This window comes from Streptomyces sp. NPDC002776, from assembly GCF_053592195.1.
The window spans coordinates 291,787-313,779 of record NZ_JBSFVG010000002.1 but is presented as its reverse complement, the minus strand read 5'-3'; the positions used below and the strand labels follow the sequence as shown (position 1 = coordinate 313,779).

The following is a 21,993-nucleotide window of genomic DNA, read 5'->3' as shown; positions in this document are numbered from 1 at the left end:
CGCTGAGTGACGGACTGAACACAGAACGTGAAGGTGATCTCGCTCTCCGTGGGCACTTCTGTATCAGCCATTGATACGTGCGGACAGGGCCCGAGCGCGGTCTGAGAGAATTGACGTCGTGATCTCCCGAATCGATCTGCGCGGCGACGCCCTTCCCGAGGGCCCCGCACTGCGCGACCTGCTGCCCCGAGCCGACTTCGACGTTCAGGCCGCCCTGGAGAAGGTGCGTCCGATCTGCGAGGCCGTGCATCATCGTGGCGACGCGGCGCTGATCGATTTCGCGGAGAAGTTCGACGGGGTCCGGCTCGACCAGGTGCGGGTTCCGGCCGCGGCCCTCGGCAAGGCGCTCGAAGAACTCGACCCCGCCGTCCGCGCGGCCCTGGAGGAGTCCATCCGCCGCGCCCGTCTCGTCCACCGCGCGCAGCGCCGTACGACGCACACCACGCAGGTCGTGCCCGGCGGCCGGGTGACCGAGAAGTGGGTGCCGGTCGACCGCGTCGGGCTGTACGCGCCGGGCGGGCGGTCGGTGTACCCGTCCTCCGTGATCATGAACGTCGTACCGGCCCAGGAGGCCGGCGTCGAGTCGATCGCGCTCGCCTCCCCGGCTCAGGCGGAGTTCGGCGGCCTGCCGCACCCGACGATCCTCGCCGCCTGCGCGCTGCTCGGCGTCGACGAGGTGTACGCCGCCGGCGGCGCCACGGCCGTCGCGATGTTCGCCTACGGCACCGAGTCCTGCCCGCCCGCCCCCATGGTCACCGGCCCCGGCAACATCTGGGTCGCCGCCGCCAAGCGCTACTTCACCGGCAAGATCGGCATCGACGCCGAGGCCGGCCCGACCGAGATCGCGGTCCTCGCCGACGCCACCGCCGACCCGGTGCACGTCGCCTCCGACCTGATCAGCCAGGCCGAGCACGACCCGCTGGCCGCCGCGGTCCTGGTCACCGACTCGGTGGAGCTGGCGGACGCGGTGGAGAAGGAGCTGGAGCCGCAGGTCGCGGCCACCAAGCACATCGACGACCGGATCGTCCCGGCGCTCAAGGGCAAGCAGTCCGCGATCGTCCTCGTCGACGGGATCGAGGAGGGCCTCCGGGTCGTCGACGCCTACGGCGCCGAGCACCTGGAGATCCAGACGGCCGACGCGGCCGCCGTGGCCGACCGGGTGCGCAACGCCGGCGCGATCTTCATCGGCCCCTGGGCACCCGTCTCGCTCGGCGACTACGCCGCCGGGTCCAACCACGTCCTGCCGACCGGCGGCTGCGCCTGCCACTCCTCGGGCCTGTCGGTCCAGTCCTTCCTGCGCGGCATCCACATCGTCGACTACACGAAGGACGCGCTGGCGGAGGTGGCGCATCACGTGGTCACGCTGGCGGAGGCGGAGGATCTGCCGGCGCACGGCGCGGCGATCAAGGCACGGTTCGGGTGGAAGGTTCCTGAGGGCAAGTGACTGGCATCGACGATCTCCCCGTACGGGACGAGCTGCGCGGCAAGTCCCCCTACGGCGCGCCCCAGCTGGACGTGCCGGTACGGCTGAACACCAACGAGAACCCCTACCCGCTGCCCGAGGCGCTGGTCGAGCGGATCGCCGAGCGGGTGCGCGACGCGGCCCGGAACCTCAACCGCTACCCCGACCGGGACGCCGTGGAGCTGCGCACCCAGCTCGCCGCGTACCTGAGCGACACCTCCGGCCACCAGGTCTCCCTCGCCAACGTCTGGGCCGCCAACGGCTCCAACGAGGTCATCCAGCAGCTGCTGCAGACCTTCGGCGGGCCCGGCCGTACCGCCCTCGGCTTCGAGCCCTCGTACTCGATGCACGGGCTCATCGCGCGCGGCACCGGCACCGGCTGGATCTCCGGGCCGCGCAACGCCGACTTCACCATCGACCTCGCCGCCGCCGAGCGGGCCGTCGCCGAGCACCGGCCGGACGTCGTCTTCATCACCAGCCCCAACAACCCCACCGGCAACGCCGTCCCGGCCGAGACGGTCCTCGCCCTGTACGAGGCCGCCCAGGCGGCCAAGCCGTCGATCGTGGTGGTCGACGAGGCGTACATCGAGTTCAGCCACGGCGACTCGCTGCTGCCGCTGATCGAGGGGCGGCCGCATCTGGTCGTCTCGCGGACCATGTCGAAGGCGTTCGGCGCGGCCGGCCTGCGCCTCGGCTACCTCGCCGCGCACCCGGCCGTCGTCGACGCCGTCCAGCTGGTCCGGCTGCCCTACCACCTGTCGGCCGTCACCCAGGCGACCGCCCTGGCCGCCCTGGAGCACACCGACACCCTGCTCGGCTACGTCGAGCAGCTGAAGGCCGAGCGGGACCGGCTGGTCGCCGAGCTGCGGGCCCTGGGCTTCGCGGTGGTGGAGTCCGACGCGAACTTCGTGCAGTTCGGACTCTTCGAGGACTCCCACACCGCCTGGCAGCAGATCCTCGACCGGGGTGTGCTGGTCCGCGACAACGGCATCCCCGGCTGGCTGCGGGTGTCCGCGGGAACCCCCGCCGAAAACGACGCGTTCCTCGACGCGGTACGTGAACTGAAGAAGGAGCAGAGCGCATGAACCGCGTGGGACGCGTGGAGCGAGTCACCAAGGAGACCTCGGTGCTCGTCGAGATCGATCTCGACGGCAGCGGCAAGGTGGACGTGTCGACAGGCGTCGGCTTCTACGACCACATGCTCGACCAGCTCGGCCGGCACGGTCTGTTCGACCTGACCGTGAAGACCGAGGGCGATCTGCACATCGACTCGCACCACACCATCGAGGACACCGCCCTCGCCCTGGGCGCCGCCTTCAAGAAGGCCCTCGGCGACAAGGTGGGCATCTACCGCTTCGGCAACTGCACGGTCCCGCTGGACGAGTCCCTCGCCCAGGTCACCGTCGACCTCTCCGGCCGCCCCTACCTCGTGCACACCGAGCCCGAGAAGATGGCGCCGATGATCGGCGAGTACGACACCACGATGACCCGGCACATCCTGGAGTCCTTCGTCGCCCAGGCGCAGATCGCGCTGCACGTGCACGTGCCCTACGGGCGCAACGCTCACCACATCGTGGAGTGCCAGTTCAAGGCGCTGGCCCGGGCCCTGAGGTACGCCTCCGAGCGCGACCCGCGCGCGGCCGGCATCCTCCCCTCCACGAAGGGCGCGCTGTGAACGGCCTGTCCACCGTCCTGATCGTCGTCGGCCTCTTCCTGGTCGGCGGGATCATCTCCTTCGTCAAGCAGGGGATGCCGAAGAACCTGGTCGTGCTGCTCTCCATCGGCGCCGCGATGTGTCTGGTCGCCGGTGTCATGAGGCTGGAGGTGTGGAGTTGAGCGCTTCTTCGAAGAAGGTCGTCGTCTTCGACTACGGCTTCGGCAACGTCCGTTCCGCCGAGCGCGCCCTCGCCCGGACCGGCGCCCAGGTCGAGATAACCCGCGACTTCGACAAGGCCATGAACGCCGACGGGCTGCTGGTGCCCGGCGTCGGCGCCTTCGCCGCCTGCATGACGGGCCTGCGCGAAGCGCGCGGTGACTGGATCGTCGACCGCCGGCTGTCCGGCGGGCGCCCGGTGCTCGGCATCTGCGTCGGGATGCAGATCCTGTTCGCGCGGGGCATCGAGCACGGCGTGGAGAGCGAGGGGCTCGACGAGTGGCCCGGCTCGGTCGAGCCGCTGCAGGCCGACATCGTGCCCCACATGGGCTGGAACACCGTGGACGCCCCGGCCGACTCCGAGCTGTTCGCCGGCCTGGACGCGGACGCCCGCTTCTACTTCGTGCACTCCTACGCCGTCCACGACTGGACCCTGGAGACGCACAACGCCTCGATGACGGCCCCCAAGGTCACCTGGTCGACGCACGGCAAGCCGTTCGTGGCCGCCGTGGAGAACGGCACCCTGTGGGCCACGCAGTTCCACCCCGAGAAGTCCGGCGACGCCGGAGCGCAGCTGCTGAACAACTGGATCGGAACCCTCTGATGTCTGCCAAGCCCTCAGGAAAGCTCGAACTCCTCCCGGCCGTCGACGTCCGTGACGGCCAGGCGGTCCGCCTGGTGCACGGCGAGTCCGGCACGGAGACCTCCTACGGCTCCCCGCTGGAGGCCGCCCTCGCCTGGCAGCGCTCCGGCGCCGAGTGGCTGCACCTGGTCGACCTGGACGCCGCCTTCGGTACCGGCGACAACCGGGACCTGATCGCCGAGGTCGCCAAGGCGATGGACATCAAGGTCGAGCTGTCCGGCGGCATCCGCGACGACGACACGCTCGCCGCCGCCCTGGCCACCGGCTGCACCCGCGTGAACCTCGGCACGGCCGCGCTGGAGACCCCGGAGTGGGTCGCCAAGGTCATCGCCGAGCACGGCGACAAGATCGCGGTCGGTCTGGACGTCCGCGGCACCACGCTGCGCGGCCGCGGCTGGACCCGCGACGGCGGCGACCTCTACGAGACGCTGGAGCGCCTCAACACGGAGGGCTGCGCCCGTTACGTCGTCACCGACATCGCCAAGGACGGCACCCTCCAGGGCCCGAACCTGGAGCTGCTGAAGAACGTCTGCGCGGCGACGGACCGCCCGGTCGTGGCCTCCGGCGGCGTGTCGTCCCTGGACGACCTGCGCGCCATCGCCGAACTGGTACCCCTCGGTGTCGAGGGCGCCATCGTCGGGAAGGCGCTGTACGCGAAGGCGTTCACCCTGGAAGAGGCCTTGGAGGCTGTGTCGTCATGACGTCCGATGCCGTACGGCGGGTGCAGAGCGGAAGTCCCTGGGAAGAGTCCTTCGGTTTTGCCCGCGCCGTGGCGGCGGGGGACCTGGTGCTGGTGTCGGGCACCACGTCCTTCAAGGGCGATGTGCTGTACGGCGAGGGCGACCCGTACGAACAGGCCAAGGCGGCCTTCACCAGCGCGATCGAGGCGATCGGCGAGTTCGGGCTCGGGGTGGAGTCGGTGATCCGCACGCGGATGTACCTGACCCACGCGCGGGACGTGGACGCCGTGGGCCGGGCCCACCAGGAGTTCTTCGACGCGGTGCGGCCGGTGTCGACGCTGCTCGTGGTGGAGGGCTTCGTGGACTCGCGCATCCTGGTCGAAGTGGAAATAGAAGCATTCAGAGGACATTAGAGGAGCCGGTTTCATGACCCTGGCGGTCCGAGTCATCCCCTGCCTGGACGTGGACAACGGCCGGGTCGTCAAGGGCGTGAACTTCCAGAACCTGCGCGACGCGGGCGACCCCGTCGAGATGGCGAAGGTGTACGACGCCGAGGGCGCCGACGAGCTGACGTTCCTGGACATCACCGCGTCGTCCGGCAACCGCGAGACCACCTACGACGTGGTGCGCCGCACCGCCGAGCAGGTCTTCATCCCGCTGACCGTCGGCGGCGGGGTGCGCACCGCCGAGGACGTCGACAAGCTGCTGCGTGCGGGCGCGGACAAGGTGGGCGTGAACACCGCGGCCATCGCCCGCCCGGACCTGATCCGCGAGATCGCCGAGCGGTTCGGCCGCCAGGTGCTGGTCCTGTCGGTGGACGCCCGCCGTACACCGTCCGGCGGCTTCGAGGTCACCACCCACGGCGGCCGCAAGGGCACCGGCATTGACGCCGTGGAGTGGGCGCACCGGGCCGCGGAGCTGGGCGCGGGGGAGATCCTGCTCAACTCGATGGACGCGGACGGCACGAAGGACGGCTACGACATCGAGATGATCGAGTCGGTCCGGGGGCACGTCTCGATCCCGGTGATCGCCTCCGGCGGCGCCGGAAAGCTCGACGACTTCGCCCCGGCGATCGAGGCGGGCGCGGACGCGGTCCTCGCGGCGTCGGTCTTCCACTTCGGCGACCTGCGCATCGGCGAGGTGAAGCAGGCACTGAGGAAGGCGGGGCATCCCGTCCGGTAGGCGTGGGGCAGGGCCCCGGTCGTCTCTGGCGGCCGGGGCTTTCTCCTGGGCGGACCGTGGCCCCTCGGGCCCTCAGAGCCCCAGCTGTTTACCCTCGTGGAGTTTGGTGATGGCTGCCTTTTCGCCCTCCAGTTCCACTTCGGCGACGTTCAGGCGGCCGTAGAGGAAGAGCAGGAGCTCCGAGGGCTGGCCCGTCGCCGTCACCACGGGGGTGCCGCGCTGGGCCACCGCCGTCTGGCCGTCGGGGCGGCGCAGGACCAGGCCGGTGGGCGTGGAGCGGCCCAGGAGGCGGGCGGTCCGCTCCAGCCGGGACCACAGAGCGTCCTGGAAGACCGGGTCGAGCTCGCGGGGCGTCCAGCCGGGGCGGGCCCGGCGGACGTCCTCGGTGTGGACGTAGAACTCCACCGTGCTCGACATCTCCTCGACCTGCTTCAGCGAGAACGGGGAGAAGCGGGGCGGGCCGGTCCGGATCAGCTGGATCAGTTCCTCGTACGGCTTGTCCGTGAACTCCGCCATCACCCGGTCCAGCCGGGCGGCGAGCGGTTTGATCAGGATGCCGCCGGCGGCGTCGGGGCGGCGTTCGCGCACCACGACGTGCGCGGCGAGATCGCGGGTGGTCCAGCCCTCGCACAGGGTCGGGGCCTCGGGGCCCTCGGCCTCCAGGAGGTCGGCCAGCAGAAGTCGTTCACGCTTGGCGAAAGTCGACATGCCGTCAGCCTACGACTGCCCTCCGGGTCCGGACAGTGGACAGGGCGCCGTCACTGTCGGTGTGGCGCGGCACAATGGCACCCATGACCAGCATGCCCCGCCAGCCCAGCCGGCTGGACCCCGAGATCGCCGCGCGCCTCAAGCGCAGCGCCGACGGGCTCCTCCCCGCCATCGCCCAGCAGTACGACACCGGTGAAGTGCTCATGCTCGGCTGGATGGACGACGAGGCGCTGCATCGCACCCTGACCACCGGCCGCTGCACCTACTGGTCGCGCAGCCGCCAGGAGTACTGGGTCAAGGGCGACACCTCCGGCCACTTCCAGTGGGTGAAGTCCGTCGCCCTCGACTGCGACGCCGACACCGTCCTCGTCCGGGTCGACCAGGTCGGCGCCGCCTGCCACACCGGCGCGCGCACCTGCTTCGACACGGACGTCCTGCTCAAGGATTCCGGCGCACCGGCCGGCGATCAGTAAGGTCACCGGCCATGGACCTCGAGACCTTCCGCAAGCTCGCCACCGACCGGCGCGTCATCCCGGTCACGCGCAAGCTCCTCGCCGACGGCGACACCCCGGTCGCGCTCTACCGCAAGCTCGCCGCCGAGCGCCCCGGCACCTTCCTGCTGGAGTCCGCGGAGAACGGCCGCTCCTGGTCCCGCTACTCCTTCGTGGGCGTCCGCTCGGCGGCCACCCTCACCGAGCGGGACGGCCAGGCGCACTGGCAGGGCGTCCCGCCCGTCGGCGTCCCCACGGACGGCGACCCGCTCGCCGCCCTGCGCGCCACCATCGAGGCCCTGCACACCCCGCACCAGGAGGGCATGCCGCCCTTCACCGGCGGCATGGTCGGCTATCTCGGCTACGACATCGTGCGCCGCCTGGAGAAGATCGGCCCCGGCGACCGCGACGACCTGCGGCTGCCCGAGCTGACCATGCTCCTCACCAGCGATCTCGCCGTCATGGACCACTGGGAGGGCTCGGTCCTGCTGATCGCCAACGCGATCAACCACAACGACCTCGACACCGGCGTGGACGAGGCCCACGCGGACGCGGTCGCCCGGCTGGACGCCATGGAGGCGGACCTGTCCCGCGCGGTCGCCCAGCCCCCGGCCGTCCTGCCGCCCTCCGAACTCCCCGAGTACACCGCCCTGTGGGGCGGCGCGGACTTCCGGGCGGCTGTCGAGGACGTCAAGGAGCGCATCCGCGCCGGCGAGGCCTTCCAGGTCGTCCCCTCCCAGCGCTTCGAGACGCCCTGCACGGCGAGCGCGCTGGACGTCTACCGGGTGCTCAGGGCGACCAACCCGTCGCCGTACATGTACCTGTTCCGCTTCGACGGCTTCGACGTCGTCGGCTCCTCCCCGGAGGCGCTGGTCAAGGTCGAGGACGGGCGGGCCATGGTCCACCCCATCGCCGGCACCCGGTGGCGCGGGGCCACCCCGCAGGAGGACCAGGCCCTCGCCGACGACCTGCTCGCCGACCCCAAGGAGCGCGCCGAGCACCTGATGCTCGTCGACCTCGGCCGCAACGACCTCGGACGGGTCTGCGAGCCCGGTTCGGTGGAGGTCGTCGACTTCATGTCCATCGAGCGCTACTCCCACGTGATGCACATCGTCTCCACGGTCACCGGACGGGTGGCGCCGGGCCGCACCGCCTTCGACGTCCTGACGGCCTGCTTCCCCGCGGGCACCCTCTCCGGTGCCCCCAAGCCACGCGCGATGCAGATCATCGACGAACTCGAGCCGTCCCGGCGCGGCCTGTACGGCGGGTGCGTCGGCTACCTCGACTTCGCGGGCGACTCCGACACCGCCATCGCCATCCGCACGGCCCTGCTGCGCGACGGCACCGCCTACGTCCAGGCGGGCGCCGGAATCGTCGCCGACTCCGACCCGGTCGCCGAGGACACCGAGTGCCGCAACAAGGCGGCGGCGGTCCTGCGCGCGGTGCACACGGCGAACCGACTCGGGAAATAGGGCGCTTCTCATAGAGCCCCGGGTGACGGTTCGCCCGGGGTTCAGGCGATAGTGGAGTACGTGACTGCCGTTCCTCACCCCCGTTCCGAAGCCCCGGGCCCCGCCAGGGCCGGCCGGCTCAGCCTCGCCGGAGCCCTGCTGGCCGGCGCGCTGGGCGCGGCCGTGGTGCTGCTGTCCACCCGCCAGCGCTGGTCGGAGGGGACCGCCACGGTGGCCGGCGGCGACTTCCCGCTCACCGCCAGTGGCAGCGACGTCACGGGCGTACCCGCGTCGCTCGCCATAGTGGGCCTCGCCGCGCTGGTCGCCGTCTTCGCCGTCCGTCGGCTCGGCCGGGTCTTCGTCGCGGGGCTGCTCGCGCTGTCCGGCGCGGGGACCATCGCCGCGTCGCTGATCGGCGCGGGCGACAGTTCCGCACTGGACGAGCAGGCCGCGCAGACGACCGGCGACACCGCCGCGACCGTGGCCGCGCTCAGCCACACCGCCTGGCCGTACGTGGCGGCCGTCGGCGGCGCGCTGCTGCTGATCGCCGGACTGCTGGCCCTGCGGTACGCGCCCCTGTGGCCCGCGATGTCGAGCCGCTACGAGCGCTCCGGCGCCCCCCGGCCCCGCAAGGCACCCACCGTGGACCCCGACCGGCCCGAGGACCTGTGGAAGGCACTCGACCGCGGCGAGGACCCGACCGGGGCCTGAGCACCGACGCGCGAGAGCGACCCCCGATCACCTCACCCGTGCGCATGCGGGACAATGACGGTGAGCGTCCGGCTCAGAGACTTACACACAGCAACGAGGAGCAAGTCATGGCGGGCAGCAGCCACGGTCACACCCCGGCCGCCTGGACCGGTGTCACAATCGCCTTCATCGGTTTCTGCGTCGCGGGCGCCTTCATGGTGCTGGCCAGCCCGGCGGGCTTCTGGGCGGGCATGGGCATCGTCGTCCTCGGTGGCATCGTCGGCTGGATCATGAAGATCGTCGGTCTCGGCGCGCCGAAGGAAGCGGGCAAGCCGCACTTCGAGAAGCGCGAGACGGCAAGCGTCGAGGGCTGACCCGCACGACGTACCCGAGGGGCGGCCCTGGAGCCGCCCCTCACGCGTTGCGGGGGCACAATGCGAGGCGTGAACACCGACAGCCGGAGGGTGACGCGCCGAGGCGCCGCGGCGCGGCTCGCCGTACCCGGCGGCGTACTGGCCGCCGTCGTGACAGCTTTCGCCTACGTCGCCACCGTGGACCCGCACGAGCCCGGCCACTACCCGGCCTGCCCCCTGCTCCAGCTGACCGGCCTGTACTGCCCCGGCTGCGGCGGACTGCGCAGCGCCCACGCCTTCGTGCACGGCGACCTCGCGGCGGCGCTGCAGAACAACGCGGCGGCGGTACTGGGCTATCTGGCCTTCGCCGTGCTGTGGACCGTCTGGGTGGTCCGCGCGGCGCGCGGACGGCCCCTGCGGCTCGATCCCGGCCCGGCGCTCCTGTGGACGCTGGGCGCGTTGCTGCTGGTCTTCACCGTTGTCCGGAACCTGCCCTTCGGTGGCTGGCTGCACCCTTGATCAACTGATGAACGTCCAGGTAGTGGGATCGGCGTCAACCGGATGCTGGGCCTACGCCTTCCTCCGGATACCATCGCAGTGACCACCCGTTTTTCGTCATCGCATCGGGAAGGGGGCCGCTCGCGTGAGTGTGCTCGACGAGATCATCGACGGAGTCCGTGCCGACCTCGCGGAGCGGCAGGCGCGCGTCAGCCTCGACGAGCTCAAGGAGCGCGCCGCGAAGGCTCCCGCTGCCAAGGACGGGGTCGCCGCGCTCAGGGGCGACGGCGTCAAGGTGATCTGCGAGGTCAAGCGGTCCAGCCCCTCCAAGGGCGCGCTGGCCGCGATCGCCGACCCGGCCGGACTCGCCGCGGACTACGAGGCGGGCGGCGCGGCCGTCATCTCCGTACTGACCGAGGAGCGGCGCTTCGGCGGCTCGCTGGCCGACCTGGAGGCCGTCCGCGCCCGCGTCGACATCCCGGTCCTGCGCAAGGACTTCATCGTCACGTCGTACCAGCTGTGGGAGGCCCGGGCCTACGGCGCCGACCTCGCGCTGCTCATCGTCGCCGCTCTCGACCAGCCGGCCCTGGAGTCGCTGATCGAGCGCGCGGAGTCCATCGGCCTGACCCCGCTGGTCGAGGTGCACGACGAGGACGAGGTCGAGCGGGCCGTGGACGCGGGCGCCAAGATCATCGGTGTCAACGCCCGCAACCTGAAGACCCTCGAGGTCGACCGCGGCACCTTCGAGCGCATCGCGCCCGAGATCCCGTCCACCCTCGTCAAGGTGGCCGAGTCCGGCGTACGCGGCCCGCACGACCTCATCGCCTACGCCAACGCCGGCGCCGACGCGGTCCTGGTCGGCGAGTCCCTGGTCACCGGCCGCGACCCCAAGTCCGCGGTGGCCGACCTGGTGGCGGCGGGCGAGCACCCCGCCCTGCGCCACGGGCGCGGCTGATCCTTCGATAGGCTTGGCGGCGATGACGCTCCTGATGACTTTGTCGGCCACGGACCGCTACGCCCGCCTGGCGCGCGGCTGTCGGCCCCGTGGCTGCCGTGCGCCCGCACGCAGGGTGCACGGCCGCAGGGTGCGGTACGTCATCGGAGATGAGCCGGGCCAGGTCAATGGCATGCGATGGCACAAGCGCCCCGTCAGGGGCGCGGGACAGTTCTGAATATGCGGCTCCGCCGCGCGGGCGCGACCAGCCACAACGGTCTCGCAGCCGTCTGACGATCCCCCGCCCCACGGCGAACAGTGTTCTTTCATCGGCACTCACCGTGAGGTAGACGCATGCCCAGCGAGTTCTTCATCCCCGACCCCCAGGGTCAAGTTCCCAGCACCGAAGGCTACTTCGGCGCATTCGGCGGCAAGTTCATCCCCGAGGCCCTGGTCGCCGCCGTGGACGAGGTCGCCGTCGAGTACGACAAGGCCAAGCACGACTCCGAGTTCGCCCGTGAACTGGACGACCTGCTCGTCCACTACACGGGCCGCCCGTCGGCGCTCACCGAAGTCCCCCGTTTCGCGGAACACGCGGGCGGCGCCCGGGTCTTCCTCAAGCGCGAGGACCTCAACCACACCGGCTCGCACAAGATCAACAACGTGCTCGGCCAGGCCCTGCTCACCCGGCGCATGGGCAAGACCCGGGTGATCGCCGAGACCGGCGCCGGTCAGCACGGTGTCGCCACGGCCACGGCCTGCGCCCTGTTCGGCCTCGACTGCACCATCTACATGGGCGAGATCGACACCCAGCGCCAGGCCCTCAACGTGGCCCGCATGCGCATGCTCGGCGCCGAGGTCATCGCCGTGAAGTCCGGCAGCCGCACGCTGAAGGACGCGATCAACGAGGCGTTCCGCGACTGGGTCGCCAATGTCGACCACACCCACTACCTCTTCGGTACGGTCGCGGGCCCGCACCCCTTCCCGGCGATGGTCCGCGACTTCCACCGGGTCATCGGCGTGGAGGCCCGCCGTCAGATCCTGGAGCGCGCCGGACGCCTGCCCGACGCGGCCGTCGCCTGCGTCGGCGGCGGCTCCAACGCCATCGGCCTCTTCCACGCCTTCATCCCGGACGAGGGCGTCCGCCTGATCGGGTGCGAGCCCGCCGGGCACGGCGTCGAGACCGGCGAGCACGCGGCCACCCTGACCGCGGGCGAGCCCGGCATCCTGCACGGTTCGCGGTCCTACGTCCTCCAGGACGACGAGGGCCAGATCACCGAGCCGTACTCGATCTCGGCCGGCCTGGACTACCCGGGCGTCGGCCCGGAGCACTCCTACCTGCGCGACAGCGGCCGTGGCGAGTACCGCGCGATCACCGACGACGCGGCCATGCAGGCGCTGCGTCTGCTGTCGCGGACCGAGGGCATCATCCCCGCGATCGAGAGCGCCCACGCGCTGGCCGGCGCCCTGGAGGTCGGCCGGGAGCTGGGCAAGGACGGGCTGATCGTGGTCAACCTGTCCGGCCGCGGCGACAAGGACATGGACACGGCCGCCCGCTATTTCGGCCTGTACGACACCGACGCCGAGGTCGCGGCGAACGCCGCCGACACCGCCGAGATCGAGGGGGACGCCAAGTGAGCGGGAACATCCAACTGCTGGCCGACACCCTCGCCGCCGCCAAGGCGGAGGGACGCGCGGCGCTCATCGCCTACCTCCCGGCCGGATTCCCGAGCGTGGACGGCGGCATCGAGGCGATCAAGGCCGTCTTCGACGGCGGCGCGGACATCGTCGAGGTCGGTCTGCCGCACAGCGACCCCGTCCTCGACGGTCCGGTCATCCAGACCGCCGACGACATCGCCCTGCGCGGCGGGGTGAGGATCGCCGACGTCATGCGCACGGTCCGCGAGGCCCACGAGGCGACCGGGAAGCCGGTGCTCGTGATGACGTACTGGAACCCGATCGACCGCTACGGCGTCGAGCGGTTCACCGCCGAGCTCGCGGAGGCGGGCGGCGCCGGGTGCATCCTGCCCGACCTGCCGGTGCAGGAGTCGGCGCTGTGGCGGGAGCACGCCGAGAAGCACGGGCTCGCCACGGTCTTCGTGGTCGCGCCCAGCAGCAAGGACGAGCGGCTGGCGCGGATCACCGCGGCGGGCAGCGGCTTCGTCTACGCCGCCTCGCTGATGGGCGTCACCGGTACCCGTGAGTCGGTCGGCGCGCAGGCGCAGGACCTGGTCGAGCGGACCCGGGCCACCGGGACCGGGCTGCCGGTCTGTGTCGGGCTCGGCGTCTCCAACGCTGTCCAGGCGGCCGAGGTCGCCGGCTTCGCCGACGGCGTGATCGTCGGCTCGGCCTTCGTGAAGCGGATGCTGGACGCGCCGGACCACGCGACCGGTATCGAGGGCGTCCGCGCGCTCGCCGGGGACCTGGCCAAGGGCGTGCGCGGACAAGGGTGACGACTCACCGCCAGGCGGGACATGTCGTACAGGTCACTCGAACGGGTGGACCTGGGGCCGGGGAGGCGCTGGGCGCCTCCCCGGTTCGTTTCCGGGGTGTGAGCGAGAAGAACCGTGAGGGAAAGCGCACCGCCCGGGAGAAGCTGGCGGTCGAGCGAGAGAAGCAGAAGTCCGCGGAGAAGCGCCGCCGCGCGCTGATCGTCGGCGTGAGCGTCGTCTGCGTGCTGGGGCTCGCGGCGGTGATCGGAGTGATCGCCGCCAATGCCGGGAAGGACGACGGCAGCGACTCCGCGGGTCCCGTCGTCGCGCCCTCGGGCGCGCAGGGCGAGGACGGCCTGGCGCTCCCGGTCGGCAAGGACAGCGCCCCGTCGACCCTCGTCGTCTGGGAGGACTTCCGCTGCCCGGCCTGCAAGTCCTTCGAGGACACCTACCGCTCGACGATCCATGAGCTGACCGACGCGGGCCAGCTCAAGGTGGAGTACCACCTCGCGACGATCATCGACGGCAATATGGGCGGCACCGGCTCCCGCAACTCCGCCAACGCCGCGGCCTGCTCCCAGGACGTCGGCAAGTTCGCCGACTACCACGACGTGCTCTACCAGAACCAGCCCCCCGAGACCGACGACGCCTTCGCGGAGAACGACAAGCTGTTCGAGCTGGCCGCGAAGGTCGACGGGCTCGACACACCCGCCTTCCGCACCTGCGTGGAGAAGGGCACTCACAACAGCTGGGTCGCGAAGTCCAACGAGGCCTTCCGCAGCGGCGGCTTCACCGGCACGCCGACCGTCCTGCTCGATGGCAAGAACATCTACCAGGACCAGTCGATGACGCCCCAGAAGCTGAAGGAGCGGGTGCAGGAGGCGGCCAAGGGATGAGGCGCCCGGGCCCGCCTGTTATGCAGCCGTAGCCGGGCTGCCCGACGCGGTTGCGGTCCGGCAGGGTAGCGTCGACCCTGCCATGGAACTTGCCTACATTCCCAGCCCGTCGCGCGGTGTGATCCATCTCGGCCCCATTCCGCTGCGAGGCTACGCGTTCTGCATCATCATCGGCGTCTTCGTCGCCGTCTGGCTCGGCAACAAGCGGTGGATCGCCCGCGGCGGCCGGGCCGGCACGGTGGCCGACATCGCGGTGTGGGCCGTCCCCTTCGGCCTGGTCGGCGGGCGCATCTACCACGTGATCACGGACTACCAGCTGTACTTCAGCGAGGGCCGTGACTGGGTGGACGCCTTCAAGATCTGGGAGGGCGGCCTCGGCATCTGGGGCGCCATCGCCTTCGGCGGTCTGGGCGCCTGGATCGGCTGCCGGCGCCGGGGCATCCCGATGCCCGCCTACGCCGACGCCGTCGCCCCCGGCATCGCCCTCGCGCAGGCCATCGGCCGTTGGGGCAACTGGTTCAACCAGGAGCTGTACGGCAAGGCCACCGATCTGCCGTGGGCCGTGGAGATCACGTCGTCCTCGGACGGGCGGGTGCCCGGGACGTACCACCCGACCTTCCTGTACGAGTCGCTGTGGTGCATCGGTGTCGCGCTGCTGGTCATCTGGGCGGACCGGAAGTTCACGCTGGGCCACGGACGGGCGTTCGCGCTGTACGTCGCGGCGTACTGCGCGGGCCGCTTCTGGATCGAGTACATGCGCGTCGACGAGGCGCACGAGATCCTGGGCCTGCGGCTGAACAACTGGACCGCGCTGGTGGTGTTCCTGCTGGCGGTGCTGTACATCGTGCTGTCGGCCAGGAAGCGCCCCGGCCGGGAAGCCGTGGTGGAGCCGGGTGCGGCCGACCCCGGCGCTCCGGCCGACGAGGACGGGGACGAGCGCGAGGGCGAGAAGGCTGACGCCGACTCCTCCTCCGGTGTGCAGGACGAGGCCAACGACGAGGCCGGGTCGGCGAAGAAGAGCTGACCGGTCGGTCGTACGACCGTGCAGGGCGCCCGGAGTGTTCCGGGCGCCCTTCGTCGTGTCAGCCGCGGCGGGCCGCGAGGGACAGGGTGCGGTGGGCCGCCGTCACCACCGCCGCGTCGATGAAGCCGCCGTCCGGGAGCGCCTGGGCGCCCGGGTGGGCCGAGGCCGCCTTGACGACGGCTTCCGCGCGGGCCAGTTCCTCCTCCGTGGGGAGGTAGGCCCGCTCGATCACCGGGAGTTGGCGGGGGTGGATGGCCGCCCGGCCCAGGAAGCCCAGGGCGCGGCCGTGGGCGCAGGTGGCCGCCAGGCCCGCCAGGTCCCGGGTGTCGGGATGGACCGACTGGGGCGGCGGGGGCAGGGCCGCCGCTCGTGCCGCGACGACCACTCGGGAGCGGGACCAGTCGAGGCCCGCGTCGGTGCGTACACCCAGGTCGGCTCCGAGGTCCGTCTCGCCCAGGGCGATGCCGTGCAGTGCAGGGTGGGAGCATGCGATGGCGTAGGCGTGTTCGACGCCGAGGGCCGATTCCAGGAGGGCGTACAGGGGGTGCGGGGTGGACCGTGCCACGCGGCGGATCTGCTCGGGCGAGGTGATCTTGGGCAGCCGCAGGGCGGCGACGCCGGGGAGGTGGGCCAGCGCCGCCAGGTCCGCTGCCGCCAGCGGGCCGTCCAGGGCGTTCACCCTGACGTGCACCGGGAGCGGCTGGGGGTCGGCCAGGAACTCGGCCGTGGCGGCTCGGGCGTACTCCTTGCGCTCGGGTGCCACGGCGTCCTCCAGGTCGACGACCACGACGTCCGCGCCGGCCCGCAGGGCCTTGGCCACGATGTGCGGGCGGTCGCCGGGGGCGTAGAGCCAGGTCAGGGGCGTGGTCATACGGCGCCCTCGGTGCGCAGGGCCGCGACCTCGGCCGCGGTCAGGCCCAGCTCGGCAAGGACCTCGTCCGTGTCGGCGCCGTGCGGGCGGCCGGTCCAGCGGATCGCGCCGGGGGTGCCGGAGAGCCGGAAGAGGACGTTCTGCATGCGCAGCGGGCCGAAGTCGGGGTCGTCGACCGTGGTGACGGTGTCGAGGGCCTGGTACTGCGGGTCGGTCATGACCTCCCGTACGTCCTGGATGGGCGCCACCGCCGCCTCCGCCTTCTCGAAGGCGGCGACGACCTCGTCCCGGGTGCGCTCGGCGATCCAGCCGCCGACCGCCCGGTCCAGGATGTCCGCGTGGCGGGCCCGGTCGGCGCCCGTGGCGAACCACGGCTCGTCGATGAGTTCGGGCCGGCCCACCAGGCGCATCACCCGTTCCGCCACCGACTGCGCCGAGGTGGAGACGGCGACCCAACTGCCGTCCGCCGTGCGGTAGGTGTTGCGCGGGGCGTTGTTCGCGGAGCGGTTGCCGGTGCGCTGCTGGACGTAGCCGAGCTGGTCGTACCAGGTGGGCTGGGGGCCGAGGACCGACAGCATCGGCTCGATCAGCGCGAGGTCGACGACCTGGCCCTCGCCGGTGCGCTCGCGGGCGGCGAGGGCGGTGAGCACGGCGAACGCCGTCGCCAGGCCCGCGATCGAGTCGGCGAGGCCGAAGGGCGGGAGCACCGGGGGCGCGTCCGGTTCGCCGGTGAGCGCGGCGAAACCGCTCATCGCCTCGGCGAGGGTGCCGAAACCCGGGCGGTGGGCGTACGGGCCGAACTGGCCGAAGCCGGTGACGCGGGTGAGGACCAGACGGGGGTTGACGGCCGAGAGTTCCGGCCAGCCCAGGTCCCACTTCTCCAGGGTGCCGGGACGGAAGTTCTCGATGATCACGTCCGTGGTGGCGGCCAGGCGCAGCAGTGTGGCGCGGCCACCCGGCGTCGACAGGTCGAGGGTGATGGTGCGCTTGTTGCGGCCGAGATGCTTCCACCACAGGCCGATGCCGTCCTTGGCCGGGCCGTGGCCGCGGGACGGGTCGGGCTTGGTGGGGTGCTCGACCTTGATGACCTCCGCGCCGAAGTCACCCAGCGCCGTGGCGGCGAGCGGCCCGGCGAAGAGGGTGGCGAGGTCCAGGACGCGCAGTCCGTGCAGCGGTGGCCGGCTCATGACGTGTACTGCGCGTCGATCTCGGGGCGGTGGGGCATCGACTCCGATGCCCCGGGCCGCTGCACCGACAGCGCCGACGCGGCGGCCGCCCACGCCAGCGCGTCCGGCATCGGGCGTCCCTCGGCGAGCGCCACCGCGAGGGCGCCGGCGAAGGTGTCGCCGGCGCCGGTGGTGTCCACGGCGGTGACCTCGGGGGCGGGGACCGTGAGCGGTTCGGCGCCGCGGGCCGCGTACAGGCAGCCCGCCGCGCCCAGGGTGACGACGACCTCCGGGACCTCCTCGAGCAGGGCCAGGGCCGCCGAGCGCGGGTCGGTGCGGCCGGTGAGGGTGGCGACCTCGTGCTCGTTGGGCAGCAGCAGGTCGGTGGCGTTGAGGAGGTCGACGGGCAGCGGCTGGGCGGGAGCCGGGGTGAGGATCGTCCGGACGCCGTGGGCGCGGGCCGCGAGCGCGCCCGCGAGGACGGCGGCCAGCGGGATCTCCAGCTGGAGCAGGAGCGCGTCGGCGGAGGCGATGAGTTCCTCGTCGCCGGGGGTGAGGTGGTCCACGGTGCCGTTGGCGGCGGGGATCACCACGATCGCGTTGCCGCCGTCGTCGTCGACGACGATGTGGGCGGTGCCCGAGTCGCCCTCCGTGGTGCGCAGACGGCCGGTGTCGACGCCGGCTCGCTCCAGGGTGGAGCGCAGCCGGGTGCCGAAGGAGTCGTTGCCGACCGCGCCGATCATCGAGACGGTGGCGCCCGCGCGGGCCGCGGCGACGGCCTGGTTGGCGCCCTTGCCGCCGGGGATCGTGCGGAACTCGCGGCCGGTGACCGTCTCGCCGCGCTGGGGTGCCTTCTCGACGAAGGCGACGAGGTCCATGTTCGTGCTGCCGAGGACGACGATATGGCTCATGGGCGGAGTGCCTCCCGGTGGGTGAGCTGGGCCAGGGTGTCGAAGCCGATGCCGTGGAAGTCGCCGACGGAGGTGGACAGCCGGTTCTTGAGCGGGGCCGTCCAGTGGTCGGGGAGGGCGGCGGGGTCTCCTGCCAGCAGCCCGGCGATGCTGCCGGCCGTGGCGCCGTTGGAGTCGGTGTCCCAGCCGCCGGACACGGCACGCGAGACGGAGCCGGTGAAGTCGCCGTCGGCGTGGGTGAGGGCGGCGGCGATCAGGGCGGTGTTGGGGACGGCGTGGACCCAGTGGGACGCGGCGTGGACGGCGTGGAGTTCGTCCACGACCGTGTCGAAGTCCGTGTACCGCTGGGCGAGTTGTACGGCGTGCCGGATCGCGCGGGCGAGGCGGGAGGCCGGGGGGACGACCGTGAGGCCGGTGGCGAGGCAGGTGTGGACGGTCTCGGTGCCGGTGGCCGCGCGGGCGATGGTGGCCGCGATGAACATCGCCGCGTAGACGCCGTTGGCGGTGTGCGTGAGGGTGGCGTCCCGGTGCGCCTGTTCCGCGGCCGCGGCGGGGTCTGCCGGGTTGGTCCAGCCGTGCAGGTCGGCGCGGATCAGGGCGCCGATCCATTCGCGGAAGGGGTTGCGGTGGTGGGCGGTGCGTGGGGGTTCCAGGCCGGTGAGGAGGTTGCGGTAGGCGATGCGTTCGGCGGTGAAGGTGCGGCCGGCGGGGAGTTCGTCCAGCCAGAGCGCGGCCACGTCGGTGGTGGTGAAGGCTCTTCCGTGGCGTTGGAGGAGGAGCAGGTTCAGGAGGGGGTAGTTGAGGTCGTCGTCCTCGGGCATGCCGTCGATGTTCTCGGCGAGGGAGGTCGGTGCCGAGCGGCGGTTCCAGGGGTGGGCGGTGAGGAGGTCCTGGGGGACGCCCTTTGCCGTGAAGTAGGTGGTGGGGGGCCAGTTGCCGGTGGACTGGGCGAGGGCGCGGATGGCTTCGAGGGGGAGTTTCTCGACGGGTTTGCCCAGGAGGCAGCCGACTGCCCTGCCCAGCCAGGCGGCTTCCAGGGCCGGGACGGGGGCGGCGGCCTGAGCTGCTGGAGCGGTCGGCCAGGAGGGGCAGGCGGCTTTGATCCTCGGGAGGTCCGTGGGTTCCTGGTCCGTCAAGGTGCTCGGCAGGTCCGCCAGTTCGTCCAGCAGGTCCTCTGCCAGGAGGCGGAGGTAGCGGGATGCCGGTTCGGGGGACGCGCCCGACCGCTGCGGGGCTTCCAGGCCGCCCGCCGCCTTCCAGCGGGCCGCGATTCTCGCGGGTTCCCTGCCGTCCTGCGCCGCCTGGCGCAGCTCGTGGCCGATCAGGTCCTCCGGCTGGACCCAGGTCAGGCGGAGCATGTCGGGACTCCGAGCCGGGAGAGCGCCTGTTCGTGGGCGCGGCGGCGGCGTACGTCCTGGGCGAAGACCTCCCGGGTCACCTCGGCCAGGACACGGGCCGGCTCCCACAGGTCCAGGCGGCTGGCGTCGGCCACCTGCTTCGACCAGTCCTCGGGGACCGGGTGGCCCAGGGCGCCGCACACGGCGCCCGCCATGGTGGCGATGGAGTCGCAGTCCCGGCCGTAGTTGACCGAGCCCAGGACCGCCCGGCGGTAGTCGCCCGAGGAGAGCAGCACCATGCCCAGGGCGATGGGCAGTTCCTCGATCGCGTGCAGCCGGGACGGGCGGCGGGCGCCGAGGGACGGGGAGCGGTAGTCGGCGCCCACCGTGTCGTAGGGGGCGACCGCCTGGCGCAGGGGCGTCAGTGCCGACTCGAACTCGCTGTGCCGCGAGGCCACTTCGCAGACCTTCTCGATGGCCTCGCGCGTGCCGTCCTTCGCCAGGGACAGGCAGGTGGCGACGACCGACTCGGGGGTGGCCCCGGGGGCGCAGGCCGCCGCCACCGCCGCCGCGAGGACTCCCGCCGCCTCGCGGCCGTACGACGACTGGTGGGCGCCCGCGATGTCGAGGGCCTCGGCGTAGGCGGCGGCCGGGTTGGCCGCGTTGACCAGGCCGACCGGGGCCATGTACATCGCGGCGCCGCAGTTCACGATGTTGCCGGTGCCGGCCTCCCGGGGGTCGGCGTGGCCGTAGTGGAGGCGGGTGACCAGCCATTTCTCGGCGAGGAAGAGGCGTTGGAGGGGGAGTGCCTCGGCCTCCAGTTCCGGGATCCAGCGCGGGTTGGTCATCAGCTCCGGGACCAGGTGGTCGGCGACGGCGTAGGCGTCGAGGTGGTCGCGGACCGTGGCGTAGACCCTGATCAGGGCGTGGGTGAGCAAGGTGTCGTCGGTGACGTGGCCGTCGCCCTTGTGGTACGGCGCGAGGGGGCGGGCCGTGCGCCAGGCGTCGCCGTTCCAGGGGCCGACGATGCCGTGCACCCGGCCGCCGTGGCGTTCGAGGATCTGATCGGGGGAGTAGCCCTCGACCGGGCCGCCCAGGGCGTCGCCGACGGCGGCTCCGACGAGCGCTCCGGTGATCCGGTCGTCCAGGCTCGCCTCGTGGGTGTTTTCTGGTGCTTTGGACTTCATGTGCCGCATCATCCTCCTGCCCCGGCCGGTTGCGCGGCTTCGAGGAGTTCGGCGAGTTCCACGAGGTCGGTGCCGGTCAGGCGGGGGAGGGCGCAGCCGGAGAGGGTGCGGCAGGCGTCGCGCCAGGAGGCGGGGATCGCGGCGCCGCCGCCGAGGGCGCCGGTGAGGGCGCCGACGAGGGCGGGGGCGGAGTCGGCGACCCGGGACAGACAGGCGGCGGCGGGGACCGCCTCGGCGATCCGGCCCTGGGCGGCGGTGGCCAGGGCGAGCGCCACGGGGACGGTCTCCGCGGCGGCGATGCCGTAGCTGTAGACGTGGTCGACGATCTGGTGCTCCAGCTGGGGGATGAGGGCGAAGGCGCTGTCGGTGTCCCGGGCGAGGGCGAGGGCGTGCCGGGCGTTGCGGCCGATCTCGGTCCCGGCCGGAAGTTCCGCGAGTGCGGCGGTGACGCAGGCGTCGGTGCCGGCGCCGGACAGGGCCAGGGCGAGGGCCGCGGCCATGGCGCGGGCACCGTGGACGCCGTCGCCGTCCTGGGTGTAGCGGGCGTCGAACTCGGCGAGTTCCGCGGCGAGTCGGGGGTCGCCGGGGTGGGCCACCGCGAGGACGCAGGCGCGGATGCAGGCGGCGTCGTCGAAGAAGTGGGGGTTGTCGTGGCCGGTGGCGGGCGGGCGCAGGCCGGTGGCGAGGTTGCCGAGTCCCGCGCGGACGGAGATGCGGGCGCGCAGCGGGAGGACCGCGGACTCGATCTCGGGGGCGCGGTCCGCCGCCGCGGCCACCTCACTGGCCACGGCGTTCCAGGTGAGGTCGATGGCCGCGCGCATACGGCGGTGGCGGCTGAGGTCGCCGAGGGCGGCGTCGTCGCCGGCGCGCAGGACGGCTTCCGCGGCGAAGGCGGCCCATTCCGCGTCGTCGGAGGGGCCCAGCCGCAGGGGTTCGGAGGGCTGGTTGAGGGCGATGGGGACGGGGAGGGTGGTGGTGGCGTTCTGTTCGGCGAAGGTGTCGAGTTCGCGGGTGAGGCGGCGGGTCCACTCCGGCATGCGGACGGCTCGGTGCCGGGCGGCGGGCCAGCCGGCGGCGTCGCCCGCGGCCAGGCCGAGCAGGAGGCCCTCGGTCCGGCGGGGGCCTGTCACCTCCGCCGTGGCCACCCGCCCCATCCCCAGGGGCGCGGTCCCTTCGAGCCCGCCCGGGGGCTCCGTCCCCGGCA

The 21,993-nt window shown here is 72.4% G+C and carries 26 protein-coding genes; 19 read left to right on the top strand and 7 right to left on the bottom strand.

Annotation, left to right across the window (positions count from 1 at the left end):
* The first annotated feature begins 118 nt into the window (after nucleotides 1–118).
* The 8 genes from hisD to hisF are packed head-to-tail and all read left to right on the top strand — an operon-like array spanning nucleotide 119 to nucleotide 5,840.
* The gene (hisD, locus tag ACWD11_RS05590) at nucleotides 119–1,444 is read left to right on the top strand and encodes a histidinol dehydrogenase (protein WP_389418583.1); all 1,326 of its coding nucleotides are present in this window, start codon (nucleotides 119–121) and stop codon (nucleotides 1,442–1,444) included.
* Complete coding sequence (locus ACWD11_RS05585) at nucleotides 1,441–2,547, top strand: histidinol-phosphate transaminase (RefSeq protein ID WP_389418584.1); 1,107 nt, start codon at nucleotides 1,441–1,443, stop codon at nucleotides 2,545–2,547. Before hisD ends, ACWD11_RS05585 begins: the two co-directional genes overlap by 4 nt.
* Nucleotides 2,544–3,137 (top strand): imidazoleglycerol-phosphate dehydratase HisB, encoded by a 594-nt coding sequence (gene hisB / locus ACWD11_RS05580; protein WP_250070406.1) that lies wholly within the window; start codon nucleotides 2,544–2,546, stop codon nucleotides 3,135–3,137. Before ACWD11_RS05585 ends, hisB begins: the two co-directional genes overlap by 4 nt.
* On the top strand, nucleotides 3,134–3,298 hold the full coding sequence (locus tag ACWD11_RS05575; RefSeq protein WP_389418585.1) for a hypothetical protein: 165 nt from the start codon (nucleotides 3,134–3,136) through the stop codon (nucleotides 3,296–3,298). Before hisB ends, ACWD11_RS05575 begins: the two co-directional genes overlap by 4 nt.
* A complete protein-coding gene (gene hisH / locus ACWD11_RS05570) occupies nucleotides 3,295–3,939 on the top strand; it encodes an imidazole glycerol phosphate synthase subunit HisH (RefSeq protein WP_389418586.1) in 645 nt (214 codons plus the stop codon). The genes ACWD11_RS05575 and hisH overlap by 4 nt, the downstream gene beginning before the upstream one ends.
* Nucleotides 3,939–4,679: a bifunctional 1-(5-phosphoribosyl)-5-((5-phosphoribosylamino)methylideneamino)imidazole-4-carboxamide isomerase/phosphoribosylanthranilate isomerase PriA gene (gene priA, locus ACWD11_RS05565; protein ID WP_389418587.1), complete on the top strand. Its 741-nt coding sequence runs from the start codon at nucleotides 3,939–3,941 to the stop codon at nucleotides 4,677–4,679. The genes hisH and priA overlap by 1 nt, the downstream gene beginning before the upstream one ends.
* The gene (locus tag ACWD11_RS05560; protein ID WP_389418588.1) at nucleotides 4,676–5,071 is read left to right on the top strand and encodes a RidA family protein; all 396 of its coding nucleotides are present in this window, start codon (nucleotides 4,676–4,678) and stop codon (nucleotides 5,069–5,071) included. Before priA ends, ACWD11_RS05560 begins: the two co-directional genes overlap by 4 nt.
* Before the next feature lie 13 nt (nucleotides 5,072–5,084).
* The gene (gene hisF, locus ACWD11_RS05555; protein WP_389418589.1) at nucleotides 5,085–5,840 is read left to right on the top strand and encodes an imidazole glycerol phosphate synthase subunit HisF; all 756 of its coding nucleotides are present in this window, start codon (nucleotides 5,085–5,087) and stop codon (nucleotides 5,838–5,840) included.
* A gap of 72 nt (nucleotides 5,841–5,912) precedes the next feature.
* On the opposite strand, the gene ACWD11_RS05550 is transcribed toward hisF, so the two are convergent.
* A complete protein-coding gene (locus ACWD11_RS05550; RefSeq protein ID WP_389418590.1) occupies nucleotides 5,913–6,548 on the bottom strand; it encodes a TIGR03085 family metal-binding protein in 636 nt (211 codons plus the stop codon).
* An 83-nt stretch (nucleotides 6,549–6,631) separates the two neighbouring features.
* Between ACWD11_RS05550 and hisI the strand changes: the two genes are divergently transcribed.
* The 11 genes from hisI (at nucleotide 6,632) to lgt (ending at nucleotide 15,317) form a co-directional block, all read left to right on the top strand.
* Nucleotides 6,632–7,021: a phosphoribosyl-AMP cyclohydrolase gene (gene hisI / locus ACWD11_RS05545; RefSeq protein WP_389418591.1), complete on the top strand. Its 390-nt coding sequence runs from the start codon at nucleotides 6,632–6,634 to the stop codon at nucleotides 7,019–7,021.
* An 11-nt stretch (nucleotides 7,022–7,032) separates the two neighbouring features.
* Nucleotides 7,033–8,511, top strand: a complete 1,479-nt coding sequence (locus ACWD11_RS05540; protein WP_389418592.1) for an anthranilate synthase component I — start codon at nucleotides 7,033–7,035, stop codon at nucleotides 8,509–8,511.
* 51 nt (nucleotides 8,512–8,562) lie between these two features.
* Complete coding sequence (locus tag ACWD11_RS05535; RefSeq protein WP_451281443.1) at nucleotides 8,563–9,201, top strand: TIGR02234 family membrane protein; 639 nt, start codon at nucleotides 8,563–8,565, stop codon at nucleotides 9,199–9,201.
* Between the two features lie 107 nt (nucleotides 9,202–9,308).
* Complete coding sequence (locus tag ACWD11_RS05530; protein WP_250070416.1) at nucleotides 9,309–9,554, top strand: HGxxPAAW family protein; 246 nt, start codon at nucleotides 9,309–9,311, stop codon at nucleotides 9,552–9,554.
* Nucleotides 9,555–9,614: 60 nt separating this feature from the next.
* Nucleotides 9,615–10,052, top strand: coding sequence for a DUF2752 domain-containing protein (locus ACWD11_RS05525; protein ID WP_389418594.1), 438 nt, complete (start codon nucleotides 9,615–9,617; stop codon nucleotides 10,050–10,052).
* 124 nt (nucleotides 10,053–10,176) lie between these two features.
* Nucleotides 10,177–10,986: an indole-3-glycerol phosphate synthase TrpC gene (gene trpC, locus ACWD11_RS05520; protein ID WP_451281441.1), complete on the top strand. Its 810-nt coding sequence runs from the start codon at nucleotides 10,177–10,179 to the stop codon at nucleotides 10,984–10,986.
* A 22-nt stretch (nucleotides 10,987–11,008) separates the two neighbouring features.
* Complete coding sequence (gene trpM / locus ACWD11_RS05515; RefSeq protein ID WP_451281439.1) at nucleotides 11,009–11,203, top strand: tryptophan biosynthesis modulator TrpM; 195 nt, start codon at nucleotides 11,009–11,011, stop codon at nucleotides 11,201–11,203.
* Between the two features lie 116 nt (nucleotides 11,204–11,319).
* Nucleotides 11,320–12,603 carry a tryptophan synthase subunit beta gene (trpB, locus tag ACWD11_RS05510; protein ID WP_389418596.1) on the top strand — a complete coding sequence of 428 codons (1,284 nt, stop codon included), beginning with the start codon at nucleotides 11,320–11,322 and terminating at the stop codon, nucleotides 12,601–12,603.
* Nucleotides 12,600–13,418, top strand: coding sequence for a tryptophan synthase subunit alpha (gene trpA / locus ACWD11_RS05505; RefSeq protein ID WP_451281437.1), 819 nt, complete (start codon nucleotides 12,600–12,602; stop codon nucleotides 13,416–13,418). The genes trpB and trpA overlap by 4 nt, the downstream gene beginning before the upstream one ends.
* A 98-nt stretch (nucleotides 13,419–13,516) precedes the next feature.
* A complete protein-coding gene (locus ACWD11_RS05500; RefSeq protein WP_389418598.1) occupies nucleotides 13,517–14,293 on the top strand; it encodes a DsbA family protein in 777 nt (258 codons plus the stop codon).
* An 82-nt stretch (nucleotides 14,294–14,375) separates the two neighbouring features.
* On the top strand, nucleotides 14,376–15,317 hold the full coding sequence (lgt, locus tag ACWD11_RS05495) for a prolipoprotein diacylglyceryl transferase (RefSeq protein ID WP_389418599.1): 942 nt from the start codon (nucleotides 14,376–14,378) through the stop codon (nucleotides 15,315–15,317).
* Nucleotides 15,318–15,375: 58 nt separating this feature from the next.
* Here lgt and ACWD11_RS05490 read toward each other — a convergent pair whose 3' ends face one another.
* Genes ACWD11_RS05490 through ACWD11_RS05465 form a run of 6 tightly spaced genes read right to left on the bottom strand, consistent with a single transcriptional unit; the run spans nucleotide 15,376 to nucleotide 21,943 of the window.
* On the bottom strand, nucleotides 15,376–16,188 hold the full coding sequence (locus ACWD11_RS05490) for an HpcH/HpaI aldolase/citrate lyase family protein (RefSeq protein WP_451281435.1): 813 nt from the start codon (nucleotides 16,186–16,188) through the stop codon (nucleotides 15,376–15,378).
* Nucleotides 16,185–17,375: a CaiB/BaiF CoA transferase family protein gene (locus ACWD11_RS05485; protein ID WP_451281433.1), complete on the bottom strand. Its 1,191-nt coding sequence runs from the start codon at nucleotides 17,373–17,375 to the stop codon at nucleotides 16,185–16,187. Before ACWD11_RS05485 ends, ACWD11_RS05490 begins: the two co-directional genes overlap by 4 nt.
* Complete coding sequence (rbsK, locus tag ACWD11_RS05480; RefSeq protein ID WP_451281432.1) at nucleotides 17,372–18,265, bottom strand: ribokinase; 894 nt, start codon at nucleotides 18,263–18,265, stop codon at nucleotides 17,372–17,374. Before rbsK ends, ACWD11_RS05485 begins: the two co-directional genes overlap by 4 nt.
* Nucleotides 18,262–19,623, bottom strand: a complete 1,362-nt coding sequence (locus tag ACWD11_RS05475) for an ADP-ribosylglycohydrolase family protein (protein ID WP_389418603.1) — start codon at nucleotides 19,621–19,623, stop codon at nucleotides 18,262–18,264. The genes rbsK and ACWD11_RS05475 overlap by 4 nt, the downstream gene beginning before the upstream one ends.
* A complete protein-coding gene (locus ACWD11_RS05470) occupies nucleotides 19,611–20,789 on the bottom strand; it encodes an ADP-ribosylglycohydrolase family protein (protein WP_451281431.1) in 1,179 nt (392 codons plus the stop codon). The genes ACWD11_RS05475 and ACWD11_RS05470 overlap by 13 nt, the downstream gene beginning before the upstream one ends.
* Nucleotides 20,790–20,797: 8 nt before the next feature.
* A complete protein-coding gene (locus tag ACWD11_RS05465; RefSeq protein ID WP_451281865.1) occupies nucleotides 20,798–21,943 on the bottom strand; it encodes an ADP-ribosylglycohydrolase family protein in 1,146 nt (381 codons plus the stop codon).
* Between the last annotated feature and the right edge of the window lie 50 nt (nucleotides 21,944–21,993).

Coding starts and splice junctions, on each gene's coding strand:
- hisB (WP_250070406.1), top strand. CDS start 2,544: ATGAACCGCGTGGGACGCGTGGAGCGAGTCACCAAGGAGACCTCGGTG.
- priA (WP_389418587.1), top strand. CDS start 3,939: ATGTCTGCCAAGCCCTCAGGAAAGCTCGAACTCCTCCCGGCCGTCGAC.
- ACWD11_RS05560 (WP_389418588.1), top strand. CDS start 4,676: ATGACGTCCGATGCCGTACGGCGGGTGCAGAGCGGAAGTCCCTGGGAA.
- hisF (WP_389418589.1), top strand. CDS start 5,085: ATGACCCTGGCGGTCCGAGTCATCCCCTGCCTGGACGTGGACAACGGC.
- ACWD11_RS05550 (WP_389418590.1), bottom strand. CDS start 6,548: ATGTCGACTTTCGCCAAGCGTGAACGACTTCTGCTGGCCGACCTCCTG.
- hisI (WP_389418591.1), top strand. CDS start 6,632: ATGACCAGCATGCCCCGCCAGCCCAGCCGGCTGGACCCCGAGATCGCC.
- ACWD11_RS05540 (WP_389418592.1), top strand. CDS start 7,033: ATGGACCTCGAGACCTTCCGCAAGCTCGCCACCGACCGGCGCGTCATC.
- ACWD11_RS05530 (WP_250070416.1), top strand. CDS start 9,309: ATGGCGGGCAGCAGCCACGGTCACACCCCGGCCGCCTGGACCGGTGTC.
- ACWD11_RS05525 (WP_389418594.1), top strand. CDS start 9,615: ATGCGAGGCGTGAACACCGACAGCCGGAGGGTGACGCGCCGAGGCGCC.
- trpM (WP_451281439.1), top strand. CDS start 11,009: ATGACGCTCCTGATGACTTTGTCGGCCACGGACCGCTACGCCCGCCTG.
- trpB (WP_389418596.1), top strand. CDS start 11,320: ATGCCCAGCGAGTTCTTCATCCCCGACCCCCAGGGTCAAGTTCCCAGC.
- lgt (WP_389418599.1), top strand. CDS start 14,376: ATGGAACTTGCCTACATTCCCAGCCCGTCGCGCGGTGTGATCCATCTC.
- ACWD11_RS05490 (WP_451281435.1), bottom strand. CDS start 16,188: ATGACCACGCCCCTGACCTGGCTCTACGCCCCCGGCGACCGCCCGCAC.
- ACWD11_RS05485 (WP_451281433.1), bottom strand. CDS start 17,375: ATGAGCCGGCCACCGCTGCACGGACTGCGCGTCCTGGACCTCGCCACC.
- rbsK (WP_451281432.1), bottom strand. CDS start 18,265: ATGAGCCATATCGTCGTCCTCGGCAGCACGAACATGGACCTCGTCGCC.
- ACWD11_RS05475 (WP_389418603.1), bottom strand. CDS start 19,623: ATGCTCCGCCTGACCTGGGTCCAGCCGGAGGACCTGATCGGCCACGAG.
- ACWD11_RS05470 (WP_451281431.1), bottom strand. CDS start 20,789: ATGAAGTCCAAAGCACCAGAAAACACCCACGAGGCGAGCCTGGACGAC.
- ACWD11_RS05465 (WP_451281865.1), bottom strand. CDS start 21,943: ATGGGGCGGGTGGCCACGGCGGAGGTGACAGGCCCCCGCCGGACCGAG.